Origin of the sequence: Paraburkholderia caffeinilytica (genome assembly GCF_003368325.1) — a bacterium.
GTDB classification, from domain to species: Bacteria; Pseudomonadota; Gammaproteobacteria; order Burkholderiales; family Burkholderiaceae; genus Paraburkholderia; species Paraburkholderia caffeinilytica.
The window spans coordinates 2,658,553-2,672,247 of sequence record NZ_CP031467.1 but is presented as its reverse complement, the minus strand read 5'-3'; the positions used below and the strand labels follow the sequence as shown (position 1 = coordinate 2,672,247).

Sequence of the window (13,695 nt, the reverse complement as noted above, 5' to 3'; positions counted from 1 at the left end):
GAGAACAAGACCATGGAATTTTTCCGTTTTCGCAAAGACATTCCGTTCATGCAGCGTGCGTTGCTGTTCAACGCAATCTCGCTGCTGACGTTCGTCGCCGCCGTGTTTTTCCTGCTGCATCGCGGGCTGCATCTGTCGGTGGAATTCACCGGCGGTACGGTCATCGAAGTGCAGTATCCGGGGGCCGCACCGCTCGAACCGGTACGTGGCACGCTCAACAAGCTCGGCTATGCCGACGCGCAGGTGCAGAACTTCGGCACCTCGCGCGACGTGCTGATCCGTCTGCCGCTCAAGCAAGGCTACACGTCGGCTCAACAGAGCGATCAGGTGATGGGCGCGCTGAAGGGCCAGGATCCGCAAGTGCAGCTGCAGCGCGTCGAGTTCGTCGGCCCGCAGGTCGGCAAGGAACTCGCTACCGACGGCCTGCTCGCGCTGGCCTGCGTGGTGGTCGGCATCGTGATCTACCTGTCGTTCCGCTTTGAGTGGAAATACGCCGTGGCCGGCGTGATCGCCAACTTGCACGACGTGATCATCATTCTCGGCTTCTTCGCGTTCTTCCAGTGGGAGTTTTCGCTGTCGGTGCTCGCCGCGGTGCTCGCGGTGCTCGGCTACTCGGTGAACGAATCCGTCGTTATCTTCGACCGGATTCGCGAAACCTTCCGCCGCGAACGCAAGCTGACCGTGATCGAGGTGATCAACCACGCGATCACCAGCACCATGTCGCGCACGATCATCACCCACGGCTGCACGCAGATGATGGTGCTGTCGATGTTCCTGTTCGGCGGCCCGACGCTGCACTACTTCGCTCTGGCGCTGACGGTCGGTATTCTGTTCGGTATCTACTCGTCGGTGTTCGTCGCCGCGGCGCTCGCCATGTGGCTCGGCGTAAAGCGCGAAGACCTGATCAAGGACAAGAAGGAACGCGTCGATCCGGACGATCCAAACGCAGGCGCACAGGTTTGAGCTTGCTGTAGCTGGAAGTCGCAATAAGAAAGGCCGGTTCTCGCGAACCGGCCTTTTACGTTTACCGCTTTGCCGCACTGCCTGCCTGGTTGCACCGGCCATCTGCACCGGCTCGCTACGCGCTCGCCGAGCCCTGCCGCGCGGCAGGACAACCCAGCAACGTTTCAGCGGAACCCGAGCTTGCGCCGCGCCGCCATCAGCGCCACCAGGCTCACGGCCGCGGCAAGAATCATGTAGTAGCTCGGCGCGGCCTTCGAACCGGTAAAGCTGATCAGCCACGCGATGATGAAGGGCCCGAAGCCGCCGAAGATCGTCACGGCGATGTTATAGGCCAGCGACATGCCGGTCGTGCGCGTCTGGACCGGAAACATCTCGGAGAGCAAACCCGGCAGCGCCGCGAAGTAACCCGTCATCAGAAAGCCGAACACGACCTGCAGCGCAATCAGCGTACCGAAAGTCGGATGCGCGACCAGATACACGAACGCCGGATTGATCAGCACGAGAAGCAGCAACGCCGAGATCAGCATGATCGTGGTGCGCCCGTGACGGTCCGACAGATGTCCGACCAGCGGCGAAAACACCATCTGGATCACGCCGGTGAGCGCGATCGCCGCGAACGCGACCGAAGGCGCCAGCCCCAGCTGCTTCACGCCATAAGTCGGCATGAACAGCACCAGATAGGTCGACACCGTACCGAGCACGACTACGCCAATCGCGATCAGGAGGCGCAGTTTCTGGTTCGTGAACGTGTCGCGCAGCGGCGTCGTGGTGGTGTCCGCCGCAAGGAACTCCGGCGTTTCGTCGAGTTTGGTGCGGATGTACCACGCCACTGGCCCGATCAGAAGACCAAAGAAGAACGGCACGCGCCAGCCCCACGAAGCCATCTGCTCCGGCGACAGCTTGCCGGTCAGCAGCACGCCGAAGCCGGCCGCGAGCAGCGTGGTGAGCCCCTGGCTCGCGACCTGCCAGCTCGCGAAGAAGCCACGCCGTCCCGGTACGTGTTCCGCGAGAAAGGCCGTGGCGCTGCCGAACTCGCCGCCCGCCGAAAAGCCCTGCATCAGGCGCGCCATCACGAGAATCACGGGCGCGGCAATGCCGATGCTCTGATACGTCGGCAGAACCGCGATGATCAGCGTGCCGCACATCATCAGCAGGATCGACAGCGTGAGCGCCGCCTTGCGTCCGGCGCGGTCGGCGTAAGCGCCGATCACGATCGCACCGAGCGGCCGCATGAAGAACGACACGCCGAAGGTGCCGAGCGTCAGCAGCAGCGACACCGTGTCGTTACCCGCCGGGAAAAACAGTTTGGCGATGGTGACCGCGAAAAAGCCGTACACCACCAGGTCGAACCACTCCAGCGCGTTGCCGATCGAGGCGGCGACCACCGCGCGCCACGAATTCTGCCGGCTCCCCGCGAGATTTGCCGCTGTCGTTGCATTCATGCAGATCTCCAATGCGCGCGAAATATTTTCTACGTAGGTTTTACGCCGGATCTTGCCGAACTGGGTGCGCGCACAACCAATGCGGTGTCAGCGCTCTATGTACCTGAAAAATTAAAACGGCGCGAGCGCCAAATCGCTTGTTGCCATTGCACAAGGCTTCCGGCGTTTCGAGCGGGCAATAAAAAACCGCTTTGTCGCAAAAGCGAACAAAGCGGTCTTCTTTTTTGTTGCGGCGCAATGGCCGCGCCACCCGTGACATTCAATACGAGTACGCAAAAGGCACGTTAAAGCGCTTATTGCTTGATGCCTTCAGCCTGAATGTGCAGCTTGGTATCCATGCTGAAGCCGTACTTGGCGCCGAAATCCAAGCCATAGTCGTTGCGGTTGAAATGAGCGCTCGCTTCCACGCCGCACACTTCGCGCTTGAGCACCGGATGCGGCATGCACTTGAACGATTCGATCGTCAGATTCAGCGGCTTGGTCACGCCACGGATCGTCAGGCTGCCGACCACTTCGACCGGCTTGTCGCCGTCGAACTTGATATCGGTGCCCTTATACGTCACCGACGGATATTTGGTCACGTCGAAGAATGCGTCCGTCTTCAGATGGTCGTCGAGCTTGGTGTTGCCGGTTTCGACCGAAGCCGGGTCGACCGTGACGTCCACCGTGCCGGTCTTCGCTGCGCGGTCGAGCGTGACCGTGCCGGCGCTCTTGACGAACTTGCCGCGCCACACCGAGAGGCCGCCGAAGTGATCCGCTTCGAAGCTCGGATACGTGTGAGTCGGGTCGAGCTGATAGGTATCGGCAGCGGCAAACGCGCCGAGCGAAAAAGAAGAAGCCAATGCGCCGACGGCGATCAACAGGGATGTTTTCAATTCATGCTCCTTATGTTTCCGGAATTCCCGACTGAAAGGGAAGCGGCTGCGCGCGGAGGGCGCGGCGAACGTCACTTGTGTGCTGCGACGATACGAAACTTGATCACCACGTCGTCGGCGACCACCGAGGTGTCTTTCCATTCGCCGGTGCCGATGTCGAATTGCGAGCGCTTGATCGGCAGCGAGCCGTCGAACGTCTGGGTCGCGCCCTGCTGGGTGACCGTGACCGGCACCACGACGGTCTGCGATTTACCCTTGATGGTCAGCTTGCCGGTGACCTTGTACTGACTGCCGCCGGCCGGCGCGATCGCGCTCGACACGAACGTTGCAGTCGGATAGGTCTTCGCGTCGAACCAGTCCTTGCCGCGCACCTGGTCGTTATAGCTTTCGTCGCCGAGATCGTAGCTGGCCACGTCGATGCTGAACTGCGCACTGCCCTCGGCCGGTTTTGCCGGATCGAACTTCACTTGCGCCGTGAATTTGCCGAACTTGCCTTCCACCGGCACGTTCATCTGCTTCGAGGTTGCCGTCACCGAACTCTTCGCGACGTCGACCTGGGCCAGCGCACTGCCGGCTGCGGTCAGCGAGGCCGCGGCGAACGCGGCGAGCATGTAGCGATAAAACGAAACTTTCATGGTTATCCTTATTTGATGAAAGGGAGCATGCGCGACAACAGGCCGTCGCGGTCCAACCATTGATGCTTGAGCGCCGCCGCGACGTGCAACGCGACCAGCACGAGCAACGTGTAATTCAATGCGATGTGCACGTTCTTCAGCAACTCCTTGAGATGCGGATCCGGTGCGATCAGGCGAGGCAGCGGAATCAGGCCGAGGTACACCACCGGTATGTTGGCCGCCGAGCTATACAGATAGCCAGAGGCCGGAATCACGATCATCAGCACGTAGAGCAGGAAATGCGTGAGATGCGCGGCGCCGCGTTGCCAGGCCGGCATGCGGCGCGGCATGGGCGGGCCCGCGTGGGTAGCGCGCCACAGAATGCGCAGCACGGCGAGCGCGAACACCGTACAACCGATCCATTTATGCCAGGAGAAGTAGCGCAGCTTGGTGGGCGTGAAGCCGGGGATGTCGGTCATCACCCAGCCGAGCGCGAAGCCGCACACGATCAGCAGCGCGATCAGCCAGTGAAAGGCTATGGCGGTCCGCGTGTACGACTCCCGGCCGCCGAAAGAAGGATTGAGTGCCATGACAGGTCAACGCAAGCTAAGAAAGGTTAACGGCGCAGCCGGCCCTGCTATTCCACGCCGCCAAGGCAGACTGCCTCGTACGACACGATAGAAAGCATGGCCGCTGCGGCACACGCCAAGGCCGCCATGCTACCGCAAGCGGAAAAAGCTGGCTGTGTCGACCCGAGTTAGCGCTTTAGCGCTTACTCAGGTCCCATGCAAAGCCGTCGACCTGAGTTAGCGCTTTAGCGCTTACTCAGGTCCCATGCAAAGCTCTTACTCCAGTCCCATGCAAAGCACTTACCCCGGTCCCAGCCGAGCTAGCGGCCCTGAAGGCTGTCATGCGGAAAATTTCCCCGCGTGCAGAATGATATTGAACAATTAGGGACGGACAGTGTCAGAAGTAAGCATTCTTGTGCAAGACTATTCCTAATCCTAATTCCGGCACCGCCGGCTTCACTACTCGCACAGGGTGCAATGGCCAGCCCAGCGGCGAAGCGCGTTTGGTACTATTGCCCCACGCTTTCTGCAGCCCTGCCCTAAAATCGGCACCGCGCGCCTCCCATCACGTCGTTAGCCCTTCTGCCGTATGGACCATGACAACCTGATCGCGTGCCATGAATGCGATACGCTGTTCCGCAAGCCTCGGCTTGTCGGGCGTACGGTCGCGCGCTGTCCGCGTTGTGGCGCGACACTCTATCGCGGCGTCTCCCGCAAGCTCGACAGCATCTGCGCGATGACGCTGGCCGCGCTGATCACCTTCATCATCGCCCAGGCCTTCCCGATCGTCGAACTCGAAACCAGCGGCATCACCTCGCAAACCACGCTGTTCGGCGCGCTAGTCGCGTTATGGGGCGAGGATATGCAGATCGTCGCGGTCATGGTGTTCTGCTCGACCATCCTGTTCCCGCTGACCGAGCTGGTCGCGCTGCTCTACGTGCTGATCCCGCTGCGCGCCGGTTATGTGCCGCCCGCCTTCAACCGGGTGTTGCGCGCCATCCAGTTCGTGCGGCCGTGGGGCATGATCGAAGTGTTCATGCTCGGCGTGCTGATCACCATCGTGAAGATGGTGAGTCTCGCGCGCGTGATTCCCGAAGCTGCGCTATTCGCGTTCGGCGTGCTGACGCTGATGATCGCGGTGGTTCTCACGTTCGATCCGCGCGTGCTGTGGGATGTCGCCGACGAAATAGCCGACCGCGGCCGGCGGCCGTTGCCGGGTACCTCCGCGGACAACGCGGCGGCTACCGTCGGTTCGGTCGCCGGGCCGACCGCGCCGCCCGAGGTGCGAGGCGGCGCGCAATCCGCATTGCCGCCCGGCGCGCCACCGGCCCCGCATCAGGGATGAGCGCACGATGAAATACGTCACTGCGAAGCGCGCGGGTCTGGTCTCCTGCCATGCGTGCGGACGCGTCGAGCCGCGCATCCGCTCGGTCACGCCACAGCACTGCAGCCGTTGCAGCGCGGTGCTGCACGGGCGCCACCCCGATAGCCTGATGCGCACGTGGGCGCTGCTGATCGCCGCTGCCTTGCTGTATATTCCCGCGAATCTGCTGCCGGTGATGCATACGTCGTCGCTGCTCGGTTCGGAAGACGACACCATCATGAGCGGCGTCGTGTACTTCTGGACCTCGGGCGACTGGCCGCTGGCCGTGATCGTGTTCATCGCCAGCATCATGGTGCCCATGCTCAAGCTCAGCGTGCTGGTGCTGCTCACCGTCACCGCGCAGCGCCGCTCGCGCTGGCGGCCGGAGCAACGCACCACGTTGTACCGGATGGTCGAACGGATCGGGCGCTGGTCGATGCTCGACGTGTTCGTCGTCACGCTGACCGTCGCGCTGGTCCGCTTCAAGTCGCTTGCTGTGATCACGGCCGGACCGGGCGCGATCGCCTTCGGCTCGGTGGTGATTCTGACGATGATGGCATCCATGCAATTCGATCCACGGCTCATCTGGGACAACGTGGAAGGCAGTACCCAAAAACCTCAGGACCTCGACCATGACTAGCCCGCAAGGACCGACGCCCGCCTCCGATGCGCCGCGCAACGATTCGAACGGACCGAAGCTGCCCCCCGAACTACCCGATCCCGAGATCGAACAGCGCCGCCGCTGGCTGCCCTCGCTCGTCTGGGTGATTCCGCTGATCGCCGCGCTGATCGGCGTCGCACTCGTGATCAAGTCGGTGACCGAAAGAGGCCCGACCATCACGATCACGTTCGTCAGCGCCGAAGGCCTCGAGCCCGGCAAGACCAAGGTCAAGTACAAGGACGTCGACGTCGGCTCGGTAAAGACCATCACGCTGTCGAAGGATCTCTCACACGTGCTGGTTCAGGTGCAGCTCACCAAGGAAGGCGAAGACTTCGCGGTCAAGGATTCGCGCTTCTGGGTGGTGCGCCCTCGCGTCGGCGCGAGTGGCGTATCCGGGCTGACCACGCTGCTCTCGGGCGCGTACATCGGCGCGGACGCCGGCCATTCACCGGACAGCGAGAGGAACTTCGTCGGCCTGGAAACGCCGCCGCCCATCACCGGCGACCAGAAGGGCCACCAGTTCATTCTGCACGGCGACTCGCTCGGCTCGATCGACATCGGTTCGCCGATTTTCTACCGACGCGTGCAGGTCGGCCAGGTAGTCGGTTTCTCACTGGACAAGGACGGCACCGGCGTGACGATGCAGGTCTTCGTGTCGGCGCCGTTCGACCAGTATGTCGGCACCAATTCGCGCTGGTGGCATGCGAGCGGCGTCGATCTGCGGCTCGATTCGAGCGGCTTCAAGCTGAATACGCAGTCGCTTGCAACGGTGATCGTCGGCGGCTTGTCGTTCCAGTCGCCGCCAGGCCAGGGCGTGGGCGCACAGGCGCCGAACAACACGACATTCCGCCTCGGCTCGGATGAACAGGACGCGATGCGCGAACCGGACGGCGTCCCATTGCGCGTGGTGATGAACTTCAATCAGTCGCTGCGTGGGCTGTCGGTCGGCGCAACCGTCGATTTCCGCGGCATCGTGCTGGGCCAGGTGACCAACATCGGCATCGACTACGATCCAAAGACGCGCAGCTTCACCATGCCGGTAACGATGAATCTGTACCCGGACCGTCTCGGCAAGCGCTTCCGCGAAACCGCGCCGGCACCGGGCAGCCTCGCGGGTCAAACCTTGCTGCAGCAACTCGTCAAGCATGGCCTGCGCGGCCAGCTGCGGACCGGCAATCTGATCACGAGCCAGTTGTACGTCGCGCTCGATATCTTCCCGAAAGCGCCGCCGGCCACGGTCGACGTCACGGGCGATCCGCTCGAGTTGCCGACCATTCCGAACTCGCTCGACGAACTGCAGGTGCAGCTCGCCGACATTGCGAAGAAGCTCGACAAGGTGCCGTTCGACCAGATCGGTTCGAACCTGAACAGCGCGTTGAAGAATGCCGACCAACTGTTCGCGCGACTCGACAAGGAAGTCGTGCCGGAGGCGCGCGACACGCTGGCCGCGGCGAAGCGGACCTTCGGATCGGCCGAGGCGACGTTGCAGCAGGACTCGCCGTTGCAGTCCGATGTTCATCAGGCGTTGCAGGAGCTGACGCGCACGTTGCAGTCGCTGAATGCGTTGTCGGATTATCTGGAGCGTCATCCGGAATCGCTGTTGCGCGGTAAAACAGGAGATAAACCATGATGTTTGCCCGGCTCCCCCGCCCGCCGCGCGGGCTCGTGCGCGGCGCTGTTTATGTCGGCGCTCTGGCCGGACTGGTGGCGATGGCGGCGTGTTCGTCGCCGAGCAGCCGCTTTTATACGCTCGGCGCGGAAGGCGCGCCCGCTGGCTCCGCGGCGCCGGTTAGCGCCCGGACTTCTGCTGCACCGGCATGGCTGATCGAGGTCGCGCCGATCGATGTGCCGCCGCAAGTGGCGAAGAATCAGCTTGTCGTGCAGACGGGACCGACACAGGTTCAGGTGCTCGAACAGGAGCGTTGGGCTTCGTTGCCGGGTGACGAGATTCGCCGGGCCTTGTCGACCAGTCTTACGCAGCAGCTAGGCACGATCGACGTGTATGGCACCGCGTATCCGGATACGACGCCGGTGTACCGGGTCAGCATGAATGTGCAGCGGTTCGAGTCATGGCCGGGGTCGCATGCGTTGATCGATGCGGTCTGGAGTGTGCGGGCTGTGCGGGGTAGTGCTGTGATGACCTGCCGGAGTGTGGTGAATGAGCCGGTTAGCGGCGGCTACGATGCGCTTGTTAATGGGCATCGGGCGGCTTTGCAGCGGATTGCTGTGCAGGTTGCTGCTGGTGTGCAGGGGATGGCGGGGTCGGGGCTTAAAAGTGGCTCCGCTGCCAAGGGGACTGGTTTTGCCGTGCCGGCGTGTCCTTCTGCTGGTGTGACTGCTGGCGCGGGTAGTTGAGGAAGGTTTTTTCCCTGCGGGTGGTGGGTGGCGCGATCTGGTAGCGGGTGTTCCGGCATCCGCTGGACTTGGTGTGGCCGGCCAAAGTGGTGCCTCACCCCGACCGCGTACAATAGCGCCTTATCTAACGCCTTCCGGCAACCTCAATGTCCTTCGATTTCTTCCTTCCCTGTCCGCGCGGCCTTGAAGCCTCGCTCGCCGCCGAACTCGCCGAAATTGCCGCGAAGCACCTGAACGGCGCGCCGTTCACGGCCGGCGCGCAAGTGCCCGGTGGCGTGCATTTCCGCGGCGGCTGGGCCGCCGGTATGGCCGCCAATCTGCACTCGCGCCTCGCAAGCCGCGTGCTGCTGAAAATCGCGCATCGGCCGTATCGCAGCGAACAGGACATTTACGCGCTCGCAGTTGAACAGCGCTGGGAGCAATGGTTCTCGGCGAACGAAACGCTGCGCGTGGACGTCACCGCCATCAAGTCGCCACTGCGCAGTCTCGAATTCACCACGCTGCGCGTCAAGGACGCGATCTGCGACCGTCTGCGTGAAGTAAGTGGCGCGCGTCCGAGCATCGACACCGCCATGCCCGATGTGCGCGTGTTCGCGTTCCTCACCGCCACCGACTGCACGCTCTACCTCGACACCTCCGGCGATCCGCTCTTCAAGCGCGGCTGGCGGCTGGACAAGGGCGCGGCGCCGCTGCGCGAGAACCTCGCGGCAGGTATCCTGCGCCTGACCGGCTGGACCGCGGGCACGCCGCTGTACGATCCGATGTGCGGCAGCGGCACCTTCCTCGCGGAAGCCGCGCAAGTGGCGCTGAATATCGCGCCGGGCGCGGAACGCCGCTTCGGCTTCGAAAAGCTCAAGCAATTCGACGCCAAAACCTGGCAACCGCTGAAGGCTGCCGCGCTCGACGCCAAGCATGCCGCCCGCTCTTCGCGCGCCGATCTGCAAATCTTCGGCAGCGATATTTCCGGCGACATGCTCGACAAGGCGCGTGCGAACTTTCAACGTGCCGGTTTGCCTTCCATTCCGCTCAAACAGGTCGATGCGCGCGGCATGACGGCGCCGTCGGCGGAGCCGGGCATCCTCGTCGCGAATCCGCCCTATGGCGAGCGGATTGAAGTGCGCGGCCGCAATGCGCGCGGCGAAATCCGCGAAGGCCGTGCGGCGCGCGAAGGCCGCGACGACGACACCTTCCACCGCGCCCAGGAAGAAGCACCAGACAGCGAGTTCTTCCAATCGCTCGGCGATGCGCTGAAGCAGCGTTTCACCGGCTGGCACGCGTTCATCCTGACGTCGGATCGCAAACTCCCGGGCCAGTTGCGTCTGCGTGAATCGACCAAGACGCCACTCTTCAACGGCGCGCTCGAATGCCGGCTGTTCCGCTTCGATCTGATCGCGGGCAGCGTTCGCCAACGGCCGCAGAGCAACGACACGCCGGCAGCGTAAGCCAAAGCTGAAGCTGAGGCTGAACAGCATCGAAAGAAACCGCGGATCCTGGTCCGCGGTTTTTTTTCGCCGATACTCGGCGGTCGCCCGGCGCACTCCTCCTCCCCCGATCCTTTTACTGCACTCGCCGCGCCCTACTGACACTACGCTGTCAGTAGCACCCCCGCACACTCCTTCTCACGCCATCCGGCGCTTTGCACGGCTTACCGCCATTCACAGGAGAGTGTCATGTCCGCATCATCCAAAGTTGTTGCATGGTTCGAAATTCCGTCCGTCGATTTCGAGCGCGCTGTGCGCTTTTACGAAACCGCACTCGACGTCAAACTGAATCGCGAGGAAGTCGGCGGCCAGCCGATCGCCATCTTCGGCTACGAGGAACCGGCCACCGGCGGCGCAATCGTCCATAGCCCGTCGATGACACCGACCGACGACGGCGTGCTCGTCTATCTGAACGCGCAACCCACCGTGGACGCGGTGCTCGCCCGCGTCGAACAGGCCGGCGGCAAGACCGACGGCCCGGTGATCAAACTGCCGCAGGACATCGGCTACATCGCGTTCTTCATCGACACGGAAGGCAACCGCCTCGGCCTGCATTCGCGGACCAACGGTTAAGCGCGCGGCCAGCAGGCACCACGCAGAACGCCGACCGGAGCGCAGCATGCGGCGCTATCATCGCGGGACTGTCCCCGTCCTTTTCTACAAGACGCCCACGATGACGCGCCGCGCCGACCGCCTCTTCCAGATCGCCGAACTGTTGCGCGGACGGCGTCTGACCACCGCGCAACAACTCGCCGACTGGATGAATATCTCGCTGCGCACGGTCTATCGCGACGTGCGCGATCTGCAGCTATCAGGCGTGCCGATCGAAGGCGAAGCGGGCATCGGCTATCGGTTGAGCCGCGCGGCGAGCCTGCCGCCGCTCACTTTCACCGTCGATGAACTGGCCGCGCTCGCAGCAGGCGCGCGAATGCTCGAATCGTGGGGTGGCGCCGGCTTCGCGAGCGGCGCGCGTGGGGCGTTGGCAAAGATCGCCTCGGCAATGCCCGCCGACAAACGCGCAACGCTCGAACGGCTGGCGATCTTCGCGCCGTCGTTTCACATCAAGGCGGATTTTTCAGCGAAGGTGGATATCCTGCATCGCGCGATCGACACCCGGCACGTCGTGAGCTTTGCCTACACCGATGCGAACGGCGCCGCGACCGAACGGCGCGTGTGGCCCCTGGCGCTGGCCTATTGGGGCGCACGCTGGACACTCGGCGCATGGTGCGAATTGCGCAGCGATTTCCGCAATTTCGGTCTGGAGAAGATCCAGGATCTTCAGGTGCTCGAAACGTATCCGGATCAGGAAGGACGACGCTTGGCGGACTTGCTGCGGCATGTGAATGCGAAGCCGCGGTAAAGATGTGGATGCAACGCAGCAGTGAGACGCGAGCGCATGTCCAGGATTTGACACCCGACCTCACGTGCCGGTCGCGCAATCTGCCTGAATTTCAAGAACGGACAGTCCCAGGCGGTGAATCACGAAGCGCCCTGCGCCGGCTAGATTTCGCACACGCATCCAAGGCTGTACGCCCGGCAGTCCGCCGCCTGCCGTCAGGCAAGCCGCGAACCGCCGAGGCAACGAGGCGCGTTACTCCACCGCCTTCACCATATCCTCGATCACTTTCTTCGCGTCGCCGAATACCATCATCGTCTTGTCCATGTAGAACAAGTCGTTGTCGAGACCGGCGTAGCCTGCCGCCATCGAACGCTTGTTCACGATGACCGTGCGCGCCTTGTACGCCTCGATGATCGGCATGCCCGCGATCGGCGACTTCGGATCGTTCTTCGCCGCCGGGTTCACCACGTCGTTCGCACCCAGCACCAACACCACGTCGACCTGGCCGAACTCGCCGTTGATGTCGTCCATCTCGTGCACCATGTCGTACGGTACTTCGGCTTCCGCAAGCAGCACGTTCATGTGGCCCGGCATCCGGCCGGCCACCGGGTGAATCGCGTACTTCACCTCGATGCCCTTCTCGACCAGCTTGTCGGTCAGTTCCTTCAACGCATGCTGCGCGCGCGCCACGGCAAGACCATACCCCGGCACGATCACCACGGTTTCCGCATTGCCGAGCATGAACGAAGCGTCATCAGCCGAACCGGATTTCACCGGACGCTGCTCCGCCGACCCACCCGCCGCCGCCGCACCCGCCTCGTTGCCGAAGCCACCGAGAATCACGTTGAAGAACGAGCGGTTCATCGCCCGGCACATGATGTACGACAGGATCGCACCCGAGGAGCCCACCAGCGAGCCCGCGATGATCAGCATCGGATTGTTCAGCGAGAAGCCGATGCCCGCCGCCGCCCAGCCCGAGTACGAGTTCAGCATCGACACGACCACCGGCATGTCCGCGCCACCGATCGGAATGATGATCAGCACGCCGAGCACGAAGGCGATGATCGTCATGATGATGAACGGCAGCCACGATTGCGTGAGGAAGAAGATCACGCCGAAACCGAGCATCGCGAGCGCAAGCATCAGGTTGATCAGGTGCTGCCCTGCATAGACCACCGGTGCGCCCTGGAACAGCCGGAACTTGTACTTGCCCGACAGCTTGCCGAACGCGATCACCGAACCGGAGAACGTAATCGCGCCGACGAACGTACCGATGAACAGCTCGACGCGATTGCCGTATGGCAGGAAACCCGGCACCGGATTCTCCGGATCGACGAGACCGAAGGCCGACGGCTCCGACACCACCGCATAGGCGATACACACGGCCGCGAGACCGATCAGCGAGTGCATCGCCGCGACCAGTTCCGGCATCTTGGTCATCTCGACGCGCGCGGCGACAAACGCGCCGATCGCGCCGCCGATCACCAGTGCGACCAGCAGCAGGCCGAGCCCCAGCCCGAGATTCGAGCCGAGTGCATTCGCCTGCTTGACGATCAGCGCGATGGTGGTGAGGATCGCAATCGCCATCCCGACCATGCCGAAGGTATTGCCGGTGCGCGCCGTCTTCGGATTCGACAGCCCCTTGAGCGCCTGGATGAAACAGACCGACGCGACCAGATATAGCAGCGTGACGACGTTCAGACTCATTACGCGTTCTCCTTGGCGGCTGCGGGGAGCTTCTTCGGCTCTTTCTTCCTGAACATCTCCAGCATTCGCCTCGTCACAAGGAACCCGCCGAACACGTTCACTGCCGCGAGCGCGACGGCCAGCGTGCCGAAGAACTTGCCGGGCGCACCCAGCGTGAGACCGGCCGCCAGCATCGCGCCGACGATCACAATCGCCGAGATCGCGTTGGTCACGGCCATCAGCGGCGTATGCAGCGCGGGCGTGACGTTCCAGACGACGTGGTAGCCGACGTAAATCGCCAGCACGAAGATGATCAGGTTGATGACGGTGTGGTTGATGACTTCCAT

14 protein-coding genes are annotated in these 13,695 nt (G+C 63.0%); 8 read left to right on the top strand and 6 right to left on the bottom strand.

Annotated elements, in window-relative coordinates; translation table 11 throughout:
- Positions 1-12 precede the first annotated feature (12 nt).
- Positions 13-963: a protein translocase subunit SecF gene (secF, locus tag DSC91_RS28285; protein ID WP_115781881.1), complete on the top strand. Its 951-nt coding sequence runs from the start codon at positions 13-15 to the stop codon at positions 961-963.
- Between the two features lie 164 nt (positions 964-1,127).
- Here the strand turns inward: secF and DSC91_RS28280 are convergent, their stop codons facing one another.
- The 4 genes from DSC91_RS28280 to DSC91_RS28265 form a co-directional block, all read right to left on the bottom strand.
- Entirely contained in the window at positions 1,128-2,405 is a 1,278-nt protein-coding gene (locus tag DSC91_RS28280) for an MFS transporter (protein ID WP_115781880.1), read from the bottom strand.
- A gap of 293 nt (positions 2,406-2,698) precedes the next feature.
- Complete coding sequence (locus DSC91_RS28275; protein ID WP_115783536.1) at positions 2,699-3,268, bottom strand: YceI family protein; 570 nt, start codon at positions 3,266-3,268, stop codon at positions 2,699-2,701.
- Positions 3,269-3,351: 83 nt separating this feature from the next.
- Positions 3,352-3,915, bottom strand: coding sequence for a YceI family protein (locus tag DSC91_RS28270; protein WP_115781879.1), 564 nt, complete (start codon positions 3,913-3,915; stop codon positions 3,352-3,354).
- 8 nt (positions 3,916-3,923) lie between these two features.
- The gene (locus tag DSC91_RS28265) at positions 3,924-4,484 is read right to left on the bottom strand and encodes a cytochrome b (RefSeq protein ID WP_115781878.1); all 561 of its coding nucleotides are present in this window, start codon (positions 4,482-4,484) and stop codon (positions 3,924-3,926) included.
- Between the two features lie 568 nt (positions 4,485-5,052).
- Here DSC91_RS28265 and DSC91_RS28260 point away from each other — a divergent pair.
- From DSC91_RS28260 to DSC91_RS28230, 7 genes are all read left to right on the top strand, one after another.
- Entirely contained in the window at positions 5,053-5,808 is a 756-nt protein-coding gene (locus tag DSC91_RS28260) for a paraquat-inducible protein A (RefSeq protein WP_115781877.1), read from the top strand.
- 7 nt (positions 5,809-5,815) lie between these two features.
- Positions 5,816-6,466, top strand: coding sequence for a paraquat-inducible protein A (locus tag DSC91_RS28255; RefSeq protein WP_115781876.1), 651 nt, complete (start codon positions 5,816-5,818; stop codon positions 6,464-6,466).
- Positions 6,459-8,117 carry a PqiB family protein gene (locus DSC91_RS28250; RefSeq protein ID WP_115781875.1) on the top strand — a complete coding sequence of 553 codons (1,659 nt, stop codon included), beginning with the start codon at positions 6,459-6,461 and terminating at the stop codon, positions 8,115-8,117. The genes DSC91_RS28255 and DSC91_RS28250 overlap by 8 nt, the downstream gene beginning before the upstream one ends.
- Positions 8,114-8,842, top strand: a complete 729-nt coding sequence (locus DSC91_RS28245) for a PqiC family protein (protein WP_115781874.1) — start codon at positions 8,114-8,116, stop codon at positions 8,840-8,842. The genes DSC91_RS28250 and DSC91_RS28245 overlap by 4 nt, the downstream gene beginning before the upstream one ends.
- Positions 8,843-8,988: 146 nt before the next feature.
- Entirely contained in the window at positions 8,989-10,284 is a 1,296-nt protein-coding gene (locus DSC91_RS28240) for a THUMP domain-containing class I SAM-dependent RNA methyltransferase (RefSeq protein WP_115781873.1), read from the top strand.
- Positions 10,285-10,512: 228 nt separating this feature from the next.
- Positions 10,513-10,896 (top strand): VOC family protein, encoded by a 384-nt coding sequence (locus DSC91_RS28235; RefSeq protein WP_115781872.1) that lies wholly within the window; start codon positions 10,513-10,515, stop codon positions 10,894-10,896.
- 46 nt (positions 10,897-10,942) lie between these two features.
- Positions 10,943-11,683, top strand: a complete 741-nt coding sequence (locus tag DSC91_RS28230) for a helix-turn-helix transcriptional regulator (RefSeq protein WP_115781871.1) — start codon at positions 10,943-10,945, stop codon at positions 11,681-11,683.
- A gap of 231 nt (positions 11,684-11,914) precedes the next feature.
- Here the strand turns inward: DSC91_RS28230 and DSC91_RS28225 are convergent, their stop codons facing one another.
- Together DSC91_RS28225 and DSC91_RS28220 are read right to left on the bottom strand one after the other, a co-directional pair.
- Positions 11,915-13,369, bottom strand: coding sequence for an NAD(P)(+) transhydrogenase (Re/Si-specific) subunit beta (locus tag DSC91_RS28225; protein ID WP_115781870.1), 1,455 nt, complete (start codon positions 13,367-13,369; stop codon positions 11,915-11,917).
- Positions 13,369-13,695 (bottom strand): NAD(P) transhydrogenase subunit alpha part 2, encoded by a 327-nt coding sequence (locus DSC91_RS28220; protein ID WP_115781869.1) that lies wholly within the window; start codon positions 13,693-13,695, stop codon positions 13,369-13,371. The genes DSC91_RS28225 and DSC91_RS28220 overlap by 1 nt, the downstream gene beginning before the upstream one ends.

What these genes read in the sequence shown, in the direction of transcription:
- secF (WP_115781881.1), top strand. Translation starts at nt 13, where the DNA reads ATGGAATTTTTCCGTTTTCGCAAAGACATTCCGTTCATGCAGCGTGCG.
- DSC91_RS28280 (WP_115781880.1), bottom strand. Translation starts at nt 2,405, where the DNA reads ATGAATGCAACGACAGCGGCAAATCTCGCGGGGAGCCGGCAGAATTCG.
- DSC91_RS28270 (WP_115781879.1), bottom strand. Translation starts at nt 3,915, where the DNA reads ATGAAAGTTTCGTTTTATCGCTACATGCTCGCCGCGTTCGCCGCGGCC.
- DSC91_RS28265 (WP_115781878.1), bottom strand. Translation starts at nt 4,484, where the DNA reads ATGGCACTCAATCCTTCTTTCGGCGGCCGGGAGTCGTACACGCGGACC.
- DSC91_RS28260 (WP_115781877.1), top strand. Translation starts at nt 5,053, where the DNA reads ATGGACCATGACAACCTGATCGCGTGCCATGAATGCGATACGCTGTTC.
- DSC91_RS28255 (WP_115781876.1), top strand. Translation starts at nt 5,816, where the DNA reads ATGAAATACGTCACTGCGAAGCGCGCGGGTCTGGTCTCCTGCCATGCG.
- DSC91_RS28250 (WP_115781875.1), top strand. Translation starts at nt 6,459, where the DNA reads ATGACTAGCCCGCAAGGACCGACGCCCGCCTCCGATGCGCCGCGCAAC.
- DSC91_RS28245 (WP_115781874.1), top strand. Translation starts at nt 8,114, where the DNA reads ATGATGTTTGCCCGGCTCCCCCGCCCGCCGCGCGGGCTCGTGCGCGGC.
- DSC91_RS28240 (WP_115781873.1), top strand. Translation starts at nt 8,989, where the DNA reads ATGTCCTTCGATTTCTTCCTTCCCTGTCCGCGCGGCCTTGAAGCCTCG.
- DSC91_RS28235 (WP_115781872.1), top strand. Translation starts at nt 10,513, where the DNA reads ATGTCCGCATCATCCAAAGTTGTTGCATGGTTCGAAATTCCGTCCGTC.
- DSC91_RS28230 (WP_115781871.1), top strand. Translation starts at nt 10,943, where the DNA reads ATGCGGCGCTATCATCGCGGGACTGTCCCCGTCCTTTTCTACAAGACG.
- DSC91_RS28225 (WP_115781870.1), bottom strand. Translation starts at nt 13,369, where the DNA reads ATGAGTCTGAACGTCGTCACGCTGCTATATCTGGTCGCGTCGGTCTGT.
- DSC91_RS28220 (WP_115781869.1), bottom strand. Translation starts at nt 13,695, where the DNA reads ATGGAAGTCATCAACCACACCGTCATCAACCTGATCATCTTCGTGCTG.